Annotated in this window: 14 protein-coding genes; 6 read left to right on the top strand and 8 right to left on the bottom strand. The window is 66.8% G+C overall.

Features of this window, described 5'->3' with window-relative positions:
• Window positions 1–311 (top strand): hypothetical protein (locus CG723_RS46905; protein WP_234374298.1); only part of this gene is annotated, 311 nt, incomplete at its 5' end.
• A gap of 587 nt (window positions 312–898) precedes the next feature.
• On the opposite strand, the gene CG723_RS14970 is transcribed toward CG723_RS46905, so the two are convergent.
• Complete coding sequence (locus tag CG723_RS14970) at window positions 899–1,924, bottom strand: alcohol dehydrogenase (protein WP_100593744.1); 1,026 nt, start codon at window positions 1,922–1,924, stop codon at window positions 899–901.
• 516 nt (window positions 1,925–2,440) lie between these two features.
• On the opposite strand from CG723_RS14970, the gene CG723_RS14965 reads away from it, so the two are divergent.
• Window positions 2,441–3,160 carry an SDR family oxidoreductase gene (locus CG723_RS14965; protein ID WP_100593743.1) on the top strand — a complete coding sequence of 240 codons (720 nt, stop codon included), beginning with the start codon at window positions 2,441–2,443 and terminating at the stop codon, window positions 3,158–3,160.
• A gap of 69 nt (window positions 3,161–3,229) precedes the next feature.
• Window positions 3,230–3,982, top strand: a complete 753-nt coding sequence (locus CG723_RS14960) for an SDR family oxidoreductase (protein WP_100593742.1) — start codon at window positions 3,230–3,232, stop codon at window positions 3,980–3,982.
• Window positions 3,983–4,977: 995 nt separating this feature from the next.
• On the opposite strand, the gene CG723_RS49220 is transcribed toward CG723_RS14960, so the two are convergent.
• From CG723_RS49220 to CG723_RS14920, 6 genes are all read right to left on the bottom strand, one after another.
• Window positions 4,978–5,199 carry an LLM class flavin-dependent oxidoreductase gene (locus CG723_RS49220; protein ID WP_199841748.1) on the bottom strand — a complete coding sequence of 74 codons (222 nt, stop codon included), beginning with the start codon at window positions 5,197–5,199 and terminating at the stop codon, window positions 4,978–4,980.
• A 541-nt stretch (window positions 5,200–5,740) separates the two neighbouring features.
• Complete coding sequence (locus CG723_RS14945) at window positions 5,741–6,469, bottom strand: glucose 1-dehydrogenase (RefSeq protein WP_100593740.1); 729 nt, start codon at window positions 6,467–6,469, stop codon at window positions 5,741–5,743.
• A 507-nt stretch (window positions 6,470–6,976) separates the two neighbouring features.
• Window positions 6,977–7,348, bottom strand: a complete 372-nt coding sequence (locus CG723_RS14940) for a nuclear transport factor 2 family protein (protein WP_234374297.1) — start codon at window positions 7,346–7,348, stop codon at window positions 6,977–6,979.
• 280 nt (window positions 7,349–7,628) lie between these two features.
• Window positions 7,629–7,925 carry a hypothetical protein gene (locus CG723_RS14935; RefSeq protein WP_234374296.1) on the bottom strand — a complete coding sequence of 99 codons (297 nt, stop codon included), beginning with the start codon at window positions 7,923–7,925 and terminating at the stop codon, window positions 7,629–7,631.
• Window positions 7,926–8,197: 272 nt separating this feature from the next.
• On the bottom strand, window positions 8,198–8,578 hold the full coding sequence (locus CG723_RS48930; RefSeq protein WP_324903161.1) for a DUF6417 family protein: 381 nt from the start codon (window positions 8,576–8,578) through the stop codon (window positions 8,198–8,200).
• Window positions 8,579–9,105: 527 nt separating this feature from the next.
• A complete protein-coding gene (locus CG723_RS14920) occupies window positions 9,106–9,915 on the bottom strand; it encodes an SDR family NAD(P)-dependent oxidoreductase (protein ID WP_100593737.1) in 810 nt (269 codons plus the stop codon).
• Between the two features lie 87 nt (window positions 9,916–10,002).
• Here CG723_RS14920 and CG723_RS14915 point away from each other — a divergent pair, with 87 nt between their 5' ends.
• A complete protein-coding gene (locus CG723_RS14915; protein WP_100593736.1) occupies window positions 10,003–10,566 on the top strand; it encodes a TetR/AcrR family transcriptional regulator in 564 nt (187 codons plus the stop codon).
• Window positions 10,567–10,676: 110 nt separating this feature from the next.
• Here CG723_RS14915 and CG723_RS14910 read toward each other — a convergent pair whose 3' ends face one another.
• Complete coding sequence (locus CG723_RS14910) at window positions 10,677–11,540, bottom strand: SDR family NAD(P)-dependent oxidoreductase (protein ID WP_100593735.1); 864 nt, start codon at window positions 11,538–11,540, stop codon at window positions 10,677–10,679.
• A gap of 188 nt (window positions 11,541–11,728) precedes the next feature.
• Between CG723_RS14910 and CG723_RS14905 the strand changes: the two genes are divergently transcribed.
• Window positions 11,729–12,292 carry a TetR/AcrR family transcriptional regulator gene (locus tag CG723_RS14905; RefSeq protein WP_100593734.1) on the top strand — a complete coding sequence of 188 codons (564 nt, stop codon included), beginning with the start codon at window positions 11,729–11,731 and terminating at the stop codon, window positions 12,290–12,292.
• 283 nt (window positions 12,293–12,575) lie between these two features.
• Window positions 12,576–13,805 (top strand): metallophosphoesterase, encoded by a 1,230-nt coding sequence (locus CG723_RS14900; protein ID WP_100593733.1) that lies wholly within the window; start codon window positions 12,576–12,578, stop codon window positions 13,803–13,805.
• Window positions 13,806–13,824: the final 19 nt, after the last annotated feature.

Raw genomic sequence — 13,824 nt, 5'->3', positions numbered from 1 at the left:
CGGCTCCTCCGCACCCGGATCCTCACTCGACCATGAAGTTCACGGAACTCCAGACAGAGCCGTTTTCAAGGATCCCCATCAACCGCCGCCGATCACCCGCTCGCCGGGGCGGCCTGGGCGGCCTGGGCGGCCTGGGCGGCCTGGGCGAAGTCGAGCCTGGTTCGCGTGAAGATGACGCTGCCCAACGGCTACTGCGGGCCCCGGTGCAGACTGCTTGTGAGTACGTCAACCCAAGCCTGGACTGCCAGTTGTTCATCACCACCGACGACTTCCTCGAGGCAGCACCGCCAGCAGTGGCAGGAGACCAGTGAACTCATCGCCCGCACCGAGGAAGCCGGGCTCGGCCGGGTCGCAGGGAAGAACCGCCGTACACTCAGCAAGATCATCAGTCCTCTGGAGGGACCGCCGAGAACCAGATCGTCGTCGGCGGCCAGGTGGAGGACGTCGATGCCGCCAGCTGACAACACCACCGCACTCGCCGAGGCCACTCGGCGAGCGCGCAGGCAGCGACACCGAGAAGGCCGTCTCGGCAGCACAACGCAACGGCGGGCACCAGCCTCGCGTCGATCGCGAGGGCTGCCGGTGTTTCGAGGTCGTGGCTATACACGCAGCCCTACCTCGTGACCGCCATCCGGCAGCTGACAGGACGGCGGCCCACCACCGAGCAGACCGACTTGCAGCCCGCATCGGTGGCTTCCATATCCGCTATCGATGACGGGGGCGGCCTGGTCGAGCAGGGTTCCTGATCGTGTGATCGCGCGGGAGTCGGCGCATGGCAGCAGGGCCTCGTGGTAGTTCGGGCCACCTCAGTCCGTATCTCGCCGGTGCGCCCGAACAGTTCAAGGCGGTCGGCCAAGGTCCACGGATGGTCGTCGTCATGGATCCGCACAGACGCAAGTCAGCCGGAGGTCAGCACCATGCGGAAGCGAGCCGAGCCGGAGAGCATCTTCCGGTAGGCCCCGTCGGCCTCACTCAGTGGCATCGTCTCGACCATGGGACGGATACCGTGCAGGGCGCTGAAGGCCATCGTGTCCTGCACGTCCTGAGCGGTACCGGCCGGGTGTCCTCGAAGGATCCGGCCCCGCAGGATGAGCTGAAGCGGGCTGATGCCGATGGGGTCCGGCGAAACTCCAATGACTACGAGTTCACCGCGGTGCGTCAAGCCGTCGACAGTTGCCGCGATGGCCTCAGAGCTTCCGGCGGTAGCCAGTACGACCTTCGCGCCTCCCAAAGACTGCAGGGCTTCCGCGACGGAGGTCGCCCCCGTGCTGTCGACGTAGTGATGGGCCCCGAGGTCCTTGGCGGTGCCGGCCTTCTCGGAGCCACGGGCGATAGCCACGGTTTCGAAACCCATGGCCACTGCGTACTGCACAGCCAGGTGGCCGAGCCCACCGATGCCCAGGACCGCCACCAGGTCTCCGGCGCGGGCGGAGCTGCGCCGCAGCCCGTTGTAGGTCGTGACTCCCGCGCAAGCCATGGGGCCCGCGTCGGTCGCCGAAAGGGCGTCGGGTATGCGCGCGAGGGCATCAATCGGCGCGATCATGCTTTCAGCGTAGCCCCCGTCGTATGCCAAGCCGGGAATCTTGAGGCTGTCGCAGACCATGTAGTCGCCCTGCCTGCAAGGGACACAGTGACCGCAACTGCCTCCGAACCACCCCACTGTCACGCGGTCCCCCACGTTCCAATTGTTGCTCTGGGCTCCTTCTCCTAGTTCTTCGATACGCCCGGCGACCTCATGCCCTGGAACCAGCGGGAACCGCACTCCGGGCATAGCACCGCTGACGAACCCATCGTCGCTGTGGCAGATCCCGCATGCTTCGACGGCCAGCCGCACATGCATGGGACCTGGGCGTGGCACCTCGCGCTCGACGATCTCGAAGCGCCCGTCCGGGGTGATGACCTGCGCGGCTCGATAGGTGGTCATACCTGTCTCCGTACTCCGGAGCGGTCGACCCGCGGATCGACCGCAGTCTGCATGAGGGGATGGAGGGGGCCGGCCTCCCTGCCGAACCACTGGCACCAGCGTCGAGTCCTGACGATTGCGTGTGGGGCAGGCTGTCGCCGGGCAATCGACTCCTCCCTCGGTCGACACGAGAGCACATCCATCCGACCACTGCCTGGTCACCCCGGCAACAGATGCTGCTTGTTCCTGGCCTTACGCCAAAGGGCGAGCCCGCGGGGGCAAAGGGCTTGTGGCGTTCGTCGTTTCGGGGGGCGGCGGTTCTCCGGGTGCGCAGCGGATCCGGGTGGTTGCCGTCGGAGCCGCGCCGTGCGGAATCATGCCGACCTCCCGGCAAGGGCGCGCGCCCTGAGGTGAGTGCACTCCGGGTGGTGGTGGACAGCCGTGCGAGGTACGTTCGGAAATGTTGGAAACGTTGCGGTGGAGCATCGCGACCAAGCGGTCTATAGCCTTTCAAACGCCCTGCGGGAAAGGTATCCCATGAAGATTGACGGGTCCGTTGCATTTGTCACGGGCGCCAATCGAGGGCTGGGAGAGCAGTTCGTACGGGCCCTTTTCGAGGCTGGAGCAGCCAAGGTCTATGCGGGAGCCCGCGACCCCGCAAAGGTCACGGTGCCGGGAGCCGTCCCGGTGACCGTCGACATTACAGACCACGAGTCGGTCCGGGCAGCCGGCGCCCAGGCGCAGGACGTGACGCTCCTCATCAACAACGCCGGATCCACCACCCGTGCCGGCATCCTCACGTCCGACCTCGACTCATTCCGGACGGAGTTCGAAACTCATGTGCTCGGCACGCTGGCGATGAGCAGAGCTTTCGCCCCCGTACTCGAGCGCAATGGCGGCGGCGCACTGGTCAACGTTCTCTCCGTGCTGTCGTGGGTGTCGATCCCGGTCAGCGCCGGGTACGCCGCAGCCAAGTCCGCCGAATGGTCAGTGACCAACGCCCTGCGCGTCGCCCTTGCAGAACAGGGCACGCAGGTCACCGCGCTGCATGTCAGTTACCTGGCGACCGACATGGCTGCGAATGTGCGCGGCCCGAAAGCCGATCCCGGCGAAGTTGCCCGGGCGGCGCTCGCCGGCGTGGAGGCCGGACGCCACGAGGTACTTGCCGACGAGGTCAGCAAGCAGGTTCAGGCCGCACTGCCCGGGGGACCGCACGAACTGTATCCACAACTGCACGGTGGGCAATCGTTGGTCTGACGCACCAGGGGGAGGCCCAGCCCCCCGTACCGTCGTCTCGTTGCCGCCGTCAGATCATCGGAGGCGCTGATGAGCGGAAGTGAGCCGAACCGACACCAGGATTTGGTCGACCAGACCGTCATTGTGATAGGCGCAAGCTCGGGAATCGGCCTCGAAACCGCGCGTCAAGTCCGCGCTGCCGGTGGCCAGGTGGTGATGGTGGCACGAGATCCGCAGCGGCTGGAGCGAGCCGCTGCGGAAGTCCGGCCGCGGAGCACTACGGCCCTCGACGCCACTGACACGGACCGACTCCAGCAGTTCTTCAGTGACCTGCCCTACTCGGTCGACCACGTCATATCGACAGCCGGCGGCCCGTTGTACGCGCCCCTGGCCGACATGGACCTGGCGGAGACCAGTCGGCACTTCGGCGAGCGCCTCTCCATGACCCTCGGGATAGCCAAGTACAGCCAGGGCAGAGTCCGGGACGCAGGAACGCTGTTGTTCATCGGTGGCACAGGCGGTCGCCGCCCCGGCGTCGGCAGGGCCGTCACCTCAGCGCTCACCGCGGCACTTCCCGCCCTCACCGCGAACCTGGCACTCGAACTGGCGCCGATCCGGGTGAATCTCATCGCTGCCGGATTCGTCGACACGGCGTTGTCGGCCTCGCTCCTGGGCAATCAGATCGATGCACGCCGTGAAGAGCTCCGCTCCTCGCTCCCCATCCGACGGGTCGTCGGCCCGGAGGATGTCGCTGCTCTGGCCATACACATCATGTGCAACGAAGCATTGACGGGGGCAACGTACGACATCGACGGCGGTCAGCAGCTGTTGCCTCAAGGATGAGCAGAACCACCGCTGTACCTCGCACAACTTCTTCGCCACCAGTAGTGGCAGCGTTTGGGGATCCGGTCAAATTGCCCTATTGCCCTATTGTCCCCGGGGGGCTTGTCAAATCTGTTCACAAGCGGCGTTGTTGTAGCCGATCAGTATCGTGGAGGGGTATTCCGAGGCTACGACGTGGCCGCCGGACCTTGCCGGTCCGGCACGGCGAGCCCGCGGGGAAGGCACAGGTGGGCATCGGGCAGGCTTGGGATTCCACGCGCTTGAAGTCACCAACAGGACGGGGAGAAACAGACCACGCCTGGGGCTCTCGCAAGACAGATCTGTGAACGTGGAATCGTACGAAGTCCCATCGTCCTGGTTCAGAGGGCATCCGCGTCTTCATGTCCGGCTCACGGACAGACACTCACTCGGTGAATCGAGACTTACACGTCACGGGCGATGGCGATGGCGATGGCGATGGCGATGAAGCGTTCAAGTTCGCCGAGGATGTCCGGGCCGGTGGGCTGGTAGACGATTTCGGTGATGCCGTCTCGTGCGTAGGCGCTGAGCTGGTCTCGGATGCGGTCGGGGGCCCGTTGACAGTGGTGTAGGTGATTGCCTGCCAGCTTCCGGCATTCCAGGCAGTATTGTCCGCTGCGTTGAGGTCAGTGAGGTGCTGATCGTGTACGGCGAGGTGGCGTTCGGTGCGGGGGGCGGTGACGGCGTCGAGCCAGGCTTCTCCGCCGGGCAGGGTGGTGGGCGCCGCCGAATTCGTAGGCAGCGTGGTAGGCAAGTGCGTTGCCGGGGCCGGCGGCGGCGCGGACACGGGGAGAGTCGAGTGGTTCCTCCTCGCCCAGGACCGTGCCGTGGATGCCCAGGGCGGCCCAGGTGAATTCGTGGGCGTGGGCAGTTTCGCCGTTGACGGTGAACAGACCGTCAGCGATCTCATGGGTGAGGGCGAGACCTATGGGGCCGAGAGCGGATACCAGCACAGGGATGTTGATGGGGCGCTGCGGTCAGTTCGTGCCGGGATGCATCATGCGCATGGGGGCGCCGTCCCATTCCACAGTGTCACCGCGCAGTAGGCCGCGCACCGTCCGAACGTATGTGCTGAGGTAGGACCAGGTGGCTGGGGCTGCGCCGAGGGCGCGCGTGCCGTTGAAACCGGTACCGAAGGCAAGGGCCACTCGGCCGGGTTCGAAAGCGGCGAGGGTGGCGGCGCCGGAGGCGTTGACCATCGGATGGCGCAGCGTCGGGACGAGGACACCGGGGCGAGGCCGATGCGGTGGGTGCGTTCGGCGGCCAGCGCAAGCATCGCCCAGACGTCAGGTCTTTAGGCGGGGGTGTCGTGGAGTCAGGCGCGACGGAGCCCAACTCTTCAGGGGTAGCGATGTGTTCAGGAGAGTGCAGAGATGTGGCGAACTGACAGGACACCTCCATCGGTCAGCCTCCTTGGAGAGTAAGGAAATCCCCACTTCCCAGGCTCACTCCTGGGCCCCTGAAGCTGGGCGGGACCTGGGCGGTCACGAAAACACGGTGGGGCCGTGGCAGATTCCGCGGACGACCACGGCAACCCGTACGTGGTCGGGCCGGCTGCGGCACTTCACGATCGGTGATCTCGAACGGCGGCCCGCCGACGGCGGTCACCGGCGGGACTCGATAGACACTCGCCTGTATCGCTGCCTTGGAGAGCGGGACTGAATCCGCAGCTCTGCACAGGCATGTGGTCACGACGGGCCCCGCGAACTGAACGACAAGGTCACACGCACCGTTGCGGAATTAGATCTGCGCTCTGCCGCCATCAACGAACAGTTCGATCCCGGTGACGAAGCTGGAGTCATCCGAGGCCAGGAAGAGCGCCGCCTTGGCAACTTCGTCGGGCTCCCCCATGCGGCCCATCGGGATGGTGGATGCAATCTTCGCGATGGCATCTTGAGGTTGCGCCGCCACAAGCGGCGTCTCGATCGGGCCAGGGCTGAGGACGTTGCACCGGATACGACGATCCTTCAGCTCCACCGTCCATCCTCGGACGAAATTTCGGACGGCAGCCTTGCTCGCACCGTAGACCGAGAACGCGGGTGTTCCCTTGACGCTCGCAACGGAGCCCGCGAGAATGACAGAGGCGCCATCATTCAATAGCGGCAGGGCCTTTTGTACCGTGAAGAGCGCCCCCTTCACGTTGACGTTGAAGATTTTGTCGAAATGCTCTTCCGTGACATCTTCCAGTGAAGCGAACTCACCCAGCCCGGCGTTGGCGAAAACGATATCGATTCGCCCCTTCGCCTTGACGGTCTCGTAGAGACGGTCAAGGTCGGCCAGTTCAGCGACGTCACCCTGAATGCCGGATACGTTGCCGCCGATTTCCTTCACGCTTTCATCGAGTTCTTTCTGGCGGCGGCCCGTGATGAAGACATAGGCACCCTCTCTGACGAAGAGCCTTGCTGTGGCCAGTCCGATCCCAGCGGTGCCGCCGGTGATGACCGCCACCTTTCCCTGCAACTTTCCCATAGTCGCTACTCCCGACATTCTCAATCATGACTGGCGGATGGTTCGAGTTCATCTCGGATGCCCTGCGAACATCTTAGTTCGCGGAGATCGGATCGAGCAGATATGCCCACGCCCAAGGGCGGAATCAAAGCGCCAGGCGGCGGTCCTGTGTCTAGGCCATGAGAACGCTTCGGGTGGGCCCATGCCCACGGATCGCGCTGGCCGCTGACTCAAAGCTGAAGGAGAACCGATCCAGCGAGTGAATTGCTCCCGAGGTGAACAGAATTCGGCCAGTGGGGCGGTTCACAACAGTTCACGATGTGGGTTCGGGAAACCTATTGACTCCGGCATTCATCCCCATGGCTTCGGCTCATGGGCCACCACACACCGTCAGGAACTGCTCGACCAATCGTCCTGACGGTTGCGTCAGGGTGCGCGCCGGGTGAAGGCATTCGGGTTGCCCTCCAGCGGCGCGTCGGGCCGCGGATTTGGTCGCCGTCGTGAGCGGAAATCATGCGACGGAGCCGGTCAGCGGTCGGGCGGGAACCGGTCACCGAACATCGGCAGGCCGCTGGCGGACTCGGCCTGGGTCGCCTCATCCTGTAGGACGTCCCAGTGTTCGGCGAGCTTGCCGTTTTCGATGCGGACCACGTCGGCCGCCACCGAGGCGGCGGGGCTGCCATTGCCGCTGAAACGGCCGTAGAGCATGACGTGATCGCCGTCGGCGACGACGAGCTGGTGCTCGTAGCGCAGTGTGTCCGGCAACGAGCGGATCAGGTCGAACAGACCCGCGCGTCCCGGTGCGATGTGCGCGCTGTGCTGGATGTAGCGCTCGGACCAGAAATCTTCGGCGGCGACGTAGTCACGCTTGTTGAACAGCGTGTCGAATGCTTCCAGCACCAGTGCCTTGTTCTGTTGGGAAGTAGTCATGGTCAGTCATGTGGTCCTCCACGAGGTAGCCACTGCATCCCTTCGCCCGTCACCATGTCGATTGACTGGCACCCACCCTGCCGCAAAGCGCACGTGGCCGATCCCCGCCTCGCCGACTCCTACTTGAGGTCGAGGAAGGGTTTGGCGTGCGTGCTACCCGCGCCTCGTGGTCCGGACCTGCTGGAGCTTGCGGGTAACGCGGTGCATGTGGGGGTCGAGGAGCTCGTCAGACTCCTCGAGTACCTGCTCATCAGCCGCCACCGGATTGTGTCGAGCCTGCTCCGGTCGTAGGGGGTGATGGTGTCGGCGTCGGCGTCGGCGTCGGCGTCGGCGTCGGCGTTGAGGAGGTACCACAGCGAGACGTCGGTGTGTACGCCATCCCCCGGGTCCGGGTGACGGTGAGGAAGAGGCGATGCTCGTCGGCGATCCACTGGGTGGCGGTGTTCAGGTGGGCGTGCTCCAGGTAGTCCCACGGTTCGATGGCACCGACCGACTCCAGAAGTTGAGCACGCGGCTGATCGTCAGGAGCGGTGAGCAGGACGTCCATTGAGGTCATCCGCGCGTCCTGACAGAACGCACTGATACGTGACGTCGGCACCGGCGAGCCTCCGACCGACTCGCCGACGACGCGAGGGCGCGGGAATCACGTGACGCGCCGGTCCCCGTACCCGACGCGGGAACCACCCCGGCGGACGCACGACGCACCGGAGCAGCTGGGACCACCCGCTAGAACAGCTCCCACACCCCGTCAGGAACCCGACGATCGACCATCGCCATCACGGCAGTCAGCCCAGTGAGCAAGCCAGTTGAAACGATTCCTCAGCTCTCCGAGGGGATACGGGCAGCGATCTCCCGGGCGAACCACTCCGCCTCCTGCGACAACTCGTCCAGCCCTTCGCCGGCGATGAGCTGCAACAGTCGCAGAAGATCCTGCGCCTCCTCGAACGTGAGGGTCTCCAGGCGGCGCGCGGCTGCGTCCTGGTCCGGGATGAGGCTGGTCACGTCTGAGGTCATACGTTCCTCAACGACGCCCGGGCCGTGGCCGCACGGCGGTTGTGCAGACGTGTACCCGCATGGACGTACCGTTCGTTGTCCGTCAAAGGGCTGAAGGGCCGCAAAGGTCGAGCAGGCCGGACTGCACCCGGTCGCCGAACTCCGGCTCCCCGCGGACGAGCAGAGCGGGCCGGGTGTGTTCGTCATGGCCGGGCGCCCCGCCTGAGGACCTGGCGCCCAGACAGCACAAGATCCCGTGCCGGGGCGGCCCGCCACCCGGCGCCTGCAGCGGTTTCCGTCGTCCGGCTGCTCCCCAACGGGCCAAAGCTCATCACAGGCCGGTGCGGCAGGCGTGTGCCTGCGGCCGGTCCGCTGTCCGGCTGCCGCATCGCGGTGGTCTCAGCAGCACCGATCAGCGCGGACAAGCCGCCGGTGACCACAGCCGGCCCGGCCGAGATGCTCATCGAGGCAGCGGTAGCAGGGCGCTCCAGCGAGGTCGTGGACCCGGCATGTGACCGCGCCGGGAAACCCGTCCGACCGTGACGGGAACCCGTCCCCGGCCAGGTCTTTTCACGAGCGGGGAGACCACTTTCTTCCCGGCGGATTCGCCTGGGACAGGTAGGCGCGGCCCGGCGCTGGACCTAGCCCTCCTGCGCCGGCAACCTGGTCCCGCTCACGCGCGTGTCGGAGCGCCGGACGGCGATCCGCGGGGCGGCCGTGCGGGTGAGTCACCGTCAGAGGGTGGCGGCCGTGACCGGCTCCCAGCGGTCGTACTCCGCCATCAGCTCGGCGAAGCGCCCGCGTACCATCTCGAGGCTCGCCGGGGCCACGGCGAGGTGCAGCGGAGGCTCGTCGACGTCGGTGATGTCGGCGACGGCCGCCATGGACTTGACGAGGTCGCCCCGCACCGCCTGCTTGTCGAACTCGGCCATGGTGGCGTACGAGTCGGCGTAGTCGGCGATGGAAGTGGCGGGGAACTTCGAGCTGGCCGTGAAGTTGGTGTCGTAGCCCGCCGGCTCGACCAGCGTGACGTGGACGCCCAGTGGGCCGACCTCCTGGGCCAGTCCCTCGGTCAGGTTCTGCACAGCGCTCTTGGACGCGCAGTACACGGCCATCGTGGGCAGGCTGACGTGTCCGCCCATGGAGCCGATGTTGATGATGTGGCCGCTGCCGCGTTCCCGCATGTGGGGCAGGACGGCCTGGATGACCTGGACGACGCCGACCACATTGGTTTCGAGCTGGTCGCGCAGCTGGTCGACGCTGACTTCCTCGACCGCGCCGAGCTGCCCGTAGCCGGCGGCGTTGACGACCGCGTCGATGGTGCCGAAGCGCGTGACCGTCTCCTGGACGGCCTTCTCTATGCCGGCCCGGTCCGTGACATCGAGTCGGGTGACCAGGACCTTGTCGAGGTCGGCGAAGGCCGGGTTGGCCTTGGCCGTGTCACGCATGGTGGCCGAGACGTTCCAGCCGCGCTCGACGTACTCGAAGGTGAGTGCCTCGCCCATGCCGGTCGAGGCGCCGGTGATCAGAACGGTCTTGCTCATGATGCTCTCTTCTCTCTGCGACCCCCATCCACAACTTAACAAACTACGTAATTTCTGTCTAGTAAGACCAGTGGGTATGGTGTGCTTATGCCAACGCCCCGAGGTGACGCCCAACGTCGCGAACAGGTGCTTGCGACAGCACTGACCGTGTTCGCCACCTTCGGCTACCGCAAGACGTCGATGGACGCCGTGGCCCAGGCCGCGGACATCTCCCGTCCCGGCCTGTACTTCCTCTTCTCCAGCAAGCAGGAACTGTTCCGCGCGACCATGCGGCAGGAGCTGGACAAGGCCCTGGAAGACGTCCGCGCGGCGCTGGCCGCGCCCGACTCAGACCTCGACGCGCGCCTGGTGGCCGCGCTTGACGCCCATCTGGGCCGCTACGTCGGTACCAACCTCGACGAGGGCGTCGACGCACTGCTGGAGCACGACACAACAAAGCTCGACAGCATGTACGACGACTACCGGGCCGCCTTTCGCGACGCACTCGCCGGCGCCATCAGTGCCTCCGGCGGGACCACCGGCGACGTCACGCCGCGGCAGATCGCCGAGGTCCTGGCCGCGGCCGGCGAGGGATGGAAGCACCGCGTCTCCGACCGCCCGCAATTCCGCGACAAGCTCACTCTGGCCGTGGCCGTCGCGATGCGGCCATAGCTCCCCGATGAACGGGGCCCCAGATGGCTCCCCAACCGGCGCTCACCATGCAACCCCACGAGCATGGTCATCGACCACATAACGACGGCGAGAGGATCGGCGTGGGTCGGTCAGCCCAGCAGGCTTGGGTGAGGTTCGGGCGGTCCACCCAGGACATGACGCATGGACCGGGGTGTGCTGCCGTCCATATCGGTGACTGAGAGCAAAGAGCCCAACTCCGCGCCGATCAGCGCCCTGCCGGAAAGGGCCGCCAGTTCGTCCGAGGAATAGAGGGCTGCGATCACGCGTCCCGTGAACTGGGGTGATTCTCTTTTCGCGGTGGGCCGGTCCTGCGAAGGCAGGGAGGCGATGTAGGCCCGAGCGCGCTCGGTGTCGAGTCCGCCCATCCAGATGGAGACCGCCGCGACGTTGTACGGCCGCAGTTCCTTTGCCATGTCGGCGGCCATCTTGTCGGCGCCTGCCTTCTGCGCGCCGTACGCGGGGCCTTGGTGGTAGGACACGGCGCCGTAGTGGCCGGTGTTGACGATGAGGCCGCGGCCGTTGGCGATCAGCAGCGGCGCTGCGTAGTAGCTCGCCACGTAGTGCGAGCGCAGTCCGACGGTCAGAAGATCGGCCCTCTCCAGGGGCATCTCCCAGAAGCCGCCCAGCACGGGTGCGCCTGCAAAATTGGCGGCATTGTTGACCAGGATGTCCAGCCGCCCGTGCTCCTGCCCGATGGCGGCGAAGAGGTTCTGGACCGCTTGGTCGTCGCCGTGGTCGACGACCGCGGGGACGCCTGTCCCGCCGGCCGCGTCGACCAGGGCGGCTGTCTCGGTGACGGTTCCCCCGTACGGCGAGTCGGAGGCCGACCGGCTGCGGCCGGTCACGTAGACGGTCGCCCCCTGGCTGCCCAGTGCTTCAGCGATACCCCGGCCGGCTCCTCTGCTCGCGCCGGTGACGACGGCCACAATTGGGTCGCTGCCCGGTGATGCCATGGTGGTGCTCCCTTGCAGATTCGCGTGGGCAGAGCGGCGCCGGCGCTCGCCGCCACGCGCAGGCTCACCACCGGGGCGCGGCGGGGCCGGCCTCGAGCGATACACATGAAACCGCATCCGGACACTCTGTCCGTTTATTCGTTTCGACGATATGGACACTGTGTCCGGTTGTCAAATAGCCTGATCCCATGAGTGCCTCGATCCCCAGCGCGAAACCGGCGCGCGCGGATGCGCGCCGCAACTACGAAGCGCTCCTCGCCGCGGGCCGGAACGTCTTCATGCGCGACGGCACCGACGCACCCATGGACGACGTCGCAAAAGAGGCGGGTGTCGGGCGCGCCACCCTCTACCGGCACTTCCCCAGCAGGGAGCACCTCTTCGTCGCGATCATGCAGGACCGCGTCGACCTGCTGGACACCCAGGCTCGCGAGTTCCTCGGCGCACCGGACGTGTGGGAGGCGTTGGTGCAGTGGCTGCTCCGGTACGACCGGAGTGCGACCGAGTACCGCGGCATGAGCACGCGCGTCGGAGACGGCCTGGCCGACGACGGGTCCCCGATGGCCTCGGCATGCGCGCCGATGAAGGCGAGCTTCGCGCGGCTCTTCGCCCGCGCGCAGGACGAAGGCGCAGTGCGGGGCGACGTCACGGCAGTTCAGCTCCTTGCCCTGATCTCTGCTCTCCCCAAGCACGCGGAACACGACGCGTCCGCGGACGCCTACCTCGACATCGTGCTCCGCGGCCTGCGCCCGTAGCGCAGTGCCGCCGACGGCAGCGGAAGCGCCGGAGACGATGTTCCGCGAGGCACGCCCGGGACCGGCAGTACGTCTGGCGCGCGTGTGCAGCCCCGTGTCAGCCGCCTGAGCGGGCACACGCTGGGCTAGTTGCCGCTCTGCGCTGCCACAAGCGCTGACTCCGCGCACCCGAACCGGACCGTGACGGCGACGGCCGTGCCCGGCGTACCACCTGCGTCGGACCTCCACGCAAGGTTCGCCGATCATTCACCAGGCGGGCGAAGTTACCTGCGAGAAACATGGGATGTGCGATGACGAGTACATCCCCCCGCGGCCCGACCTCACCGAGTCCCAGTGGCTGGACCTGGACACGACCATCACCACCACGGGCCGCCCGGCACCCACCGCCGGCGGGCCGTCCGGACTGGTCGGCCGGCGCACCGTGCTGGGCGGCGCCGTGGCCGGGGCCGCCGCCCTGGCCGCGCTGCCGCAGGCAGCCGCCGCCTCACCGAGATCGGCGACCGCCGCCGATGCCCCGGTGGCCAAGTTCCCATTCCCCGGCCGGCCCGGCCGCGGCGGACAGTACGCCGTACTCCTGACCGGGGACGCTGGCACGGGCGATGAAGCGCAGTACGCCGTGGCCACGGCCGCCAAGGCGATATGCCGCACCGAAGGCGTCTCGCTCGCCGTCGGCCTTGGCGACAACCTCTACGAGAACGGCCCGGAGTCCGCGCACGACGACGAGTTCGCGACCAAGTTCGAGCAGCCCAACGACGGCATCGACGTCCCATGGCTGATGGTTCTCGGCAACCACGACTGCTCGGGCCTCATCCCCGGCAGCGGCGGCGACCCCTCGCGAGGCGACCGCGAGGTCGCCTACGCCACGACGTCGAGGCGCTGGCACATGCCGGCCCGCTACTACTCCACCGCGCTGCCGTCGGCCGCGGACCCGGACGTCCCGCTCGTCGAGTTCTTCGCCATCGACACCAACCCCATCGCCTCGACCGTGACCCAACTGGACCCGTACTTCCAGTGGAACGGCCCCTACATGCGCGAACAGCGCCGCTGGCTGGACTCCGCACTCTCCGCCTCGCGCGCCACATGGAAGATCGTGGTCGGCCACCACCCGTACCTGAACAACGGCAAGCACGGCAGCGCCGGTTCCTACGACGGCTTCGTCATCGGGAACTACACCAGCGGCATCCACCTCAAGGAGCTGTACGAGGAAGTGGTCTGCGGACGAGCCGACCTCATCCTCTCCGGCCACGACCACACCCAGCAGATCCTCGAGCCGACCGCACGCAGCCGCGGCACCCGCCAGATCGTGTGCGGCACCGCCGGCAAGTCAGGCGACGGCAAGACCCACGGCACCCACCCGGCACGCTGGCAGGACTTCTCGCACAACGGCTTCATGGTCCTCAAGGCATCGGCGAAGAGCCTCACCATCGACGCCTACACCGTGGACGCGGCGACGTCGACATCGAGCCTGGCCCACAGCTTCACCACCATGTCCGCCCTGACGGCAGCCCTCTGACGGACCCGCCATGCCAAGA

It is taken from the genome of Streptomyces sp. CB01635 (genome assembly GCF_002803065.1).
Lineage (GTDB): Bacteria > Actinomycetota > Actinomycetes > Streptomycetales > Streptomycetaceae > Streptomyces.
This window is presented reverse-complemented; position numbering and strand designations above follow the sequence as displayed.

Excerpts from the sequence above, each read along its gene's own strand:
- CG723_RS14960 (WP_100593742.1), top strand. The coding sequence starts at position 3,230 with ATGAGCGGAAGTGAGCCGAACCGACACCAGGATTTGGTCGACCAGACC.
- CG723_RS14900 (WP_100593733.1), top strand. The coding sequence starts at position 12,576 with ATGTGCGATGACGAGTACATCCCCCCGCGGCCCGACCTCACCGAGTCC.
- CG723_RS14970 (WP_100593744.1), bottom strand. The coding sequence starts at position 1,924 with ATGACCACCTATCGAGCCGCGCAGGTCATCACCCCGGACGGGCGCTTC.
- CG723_RS14905 (WP_100593734.1), top strand. The coding sequence starts at position 11,729 with ATGAGTGCCTCGATCCCCAGCGCGAAACCGGCGCGCGCGGATGCGCGC.
- CG723_RS49220 (WP_199841748.1), bottom strand. The coding sequence starts at position 5,199 with ATGGTCAACGCCTCCGGCGCCGCCACCCTCGCCGCTTTCGAACCCGGC.
- CG723_RS14935 (WP_234374296.1), bottom strand. The coding sequence starts at position 7,925 with ATGGACGTCCTGCTCACCGCTCCTGACGATCAGCCGCGTGCTCAACTT.
- CG723_RS48930 (WP_324903161.1), bottom strand. The coding sequence starts at position 8,578 with ATGACGAACACACCCGGCCCGCTCTGCTCGTCCGCGGGGAGCCGGAGT.
- CG723_RS14965 (WP_100593743.1), top strand. The coding sequence starts at position 2,441 with ATGAAGATTGACGGGTCCGTTGCATTTGTCACGGGCGCCAATCGAGGG.
- CG723_RS14945 (WP_100593740.1), bottom strand. The coding sequence starts at position 6,469 with ATGGGAAAGTTGCAGGGAAAGGTGGCGGTCATCACCGGCGGCACCGCT.
- CG723_RS14920 (WP_100593737.1), bottom strand. The coding sequence starts at position 9,915 with ATGAGCAAGACCGTTCTGATCACCGGCGCCTCGACCGGCATGGGCGAG.
- CG723_RS14910 (WP_100593735.1), bottom strand. The coding sequence starts at position 11,540 with ATGGCATCACCGGGCAGCGACCCAATTGTGGCCGTCGTCACCGGCGCG.
- CG723_RS14915 (WP_100593736.1), top strand. The coding sequence starts at position 10,003 with ATGCCAACGCCCCGAGGTGACGCCCAACGTCGCGAACAGGTGCTTGCG.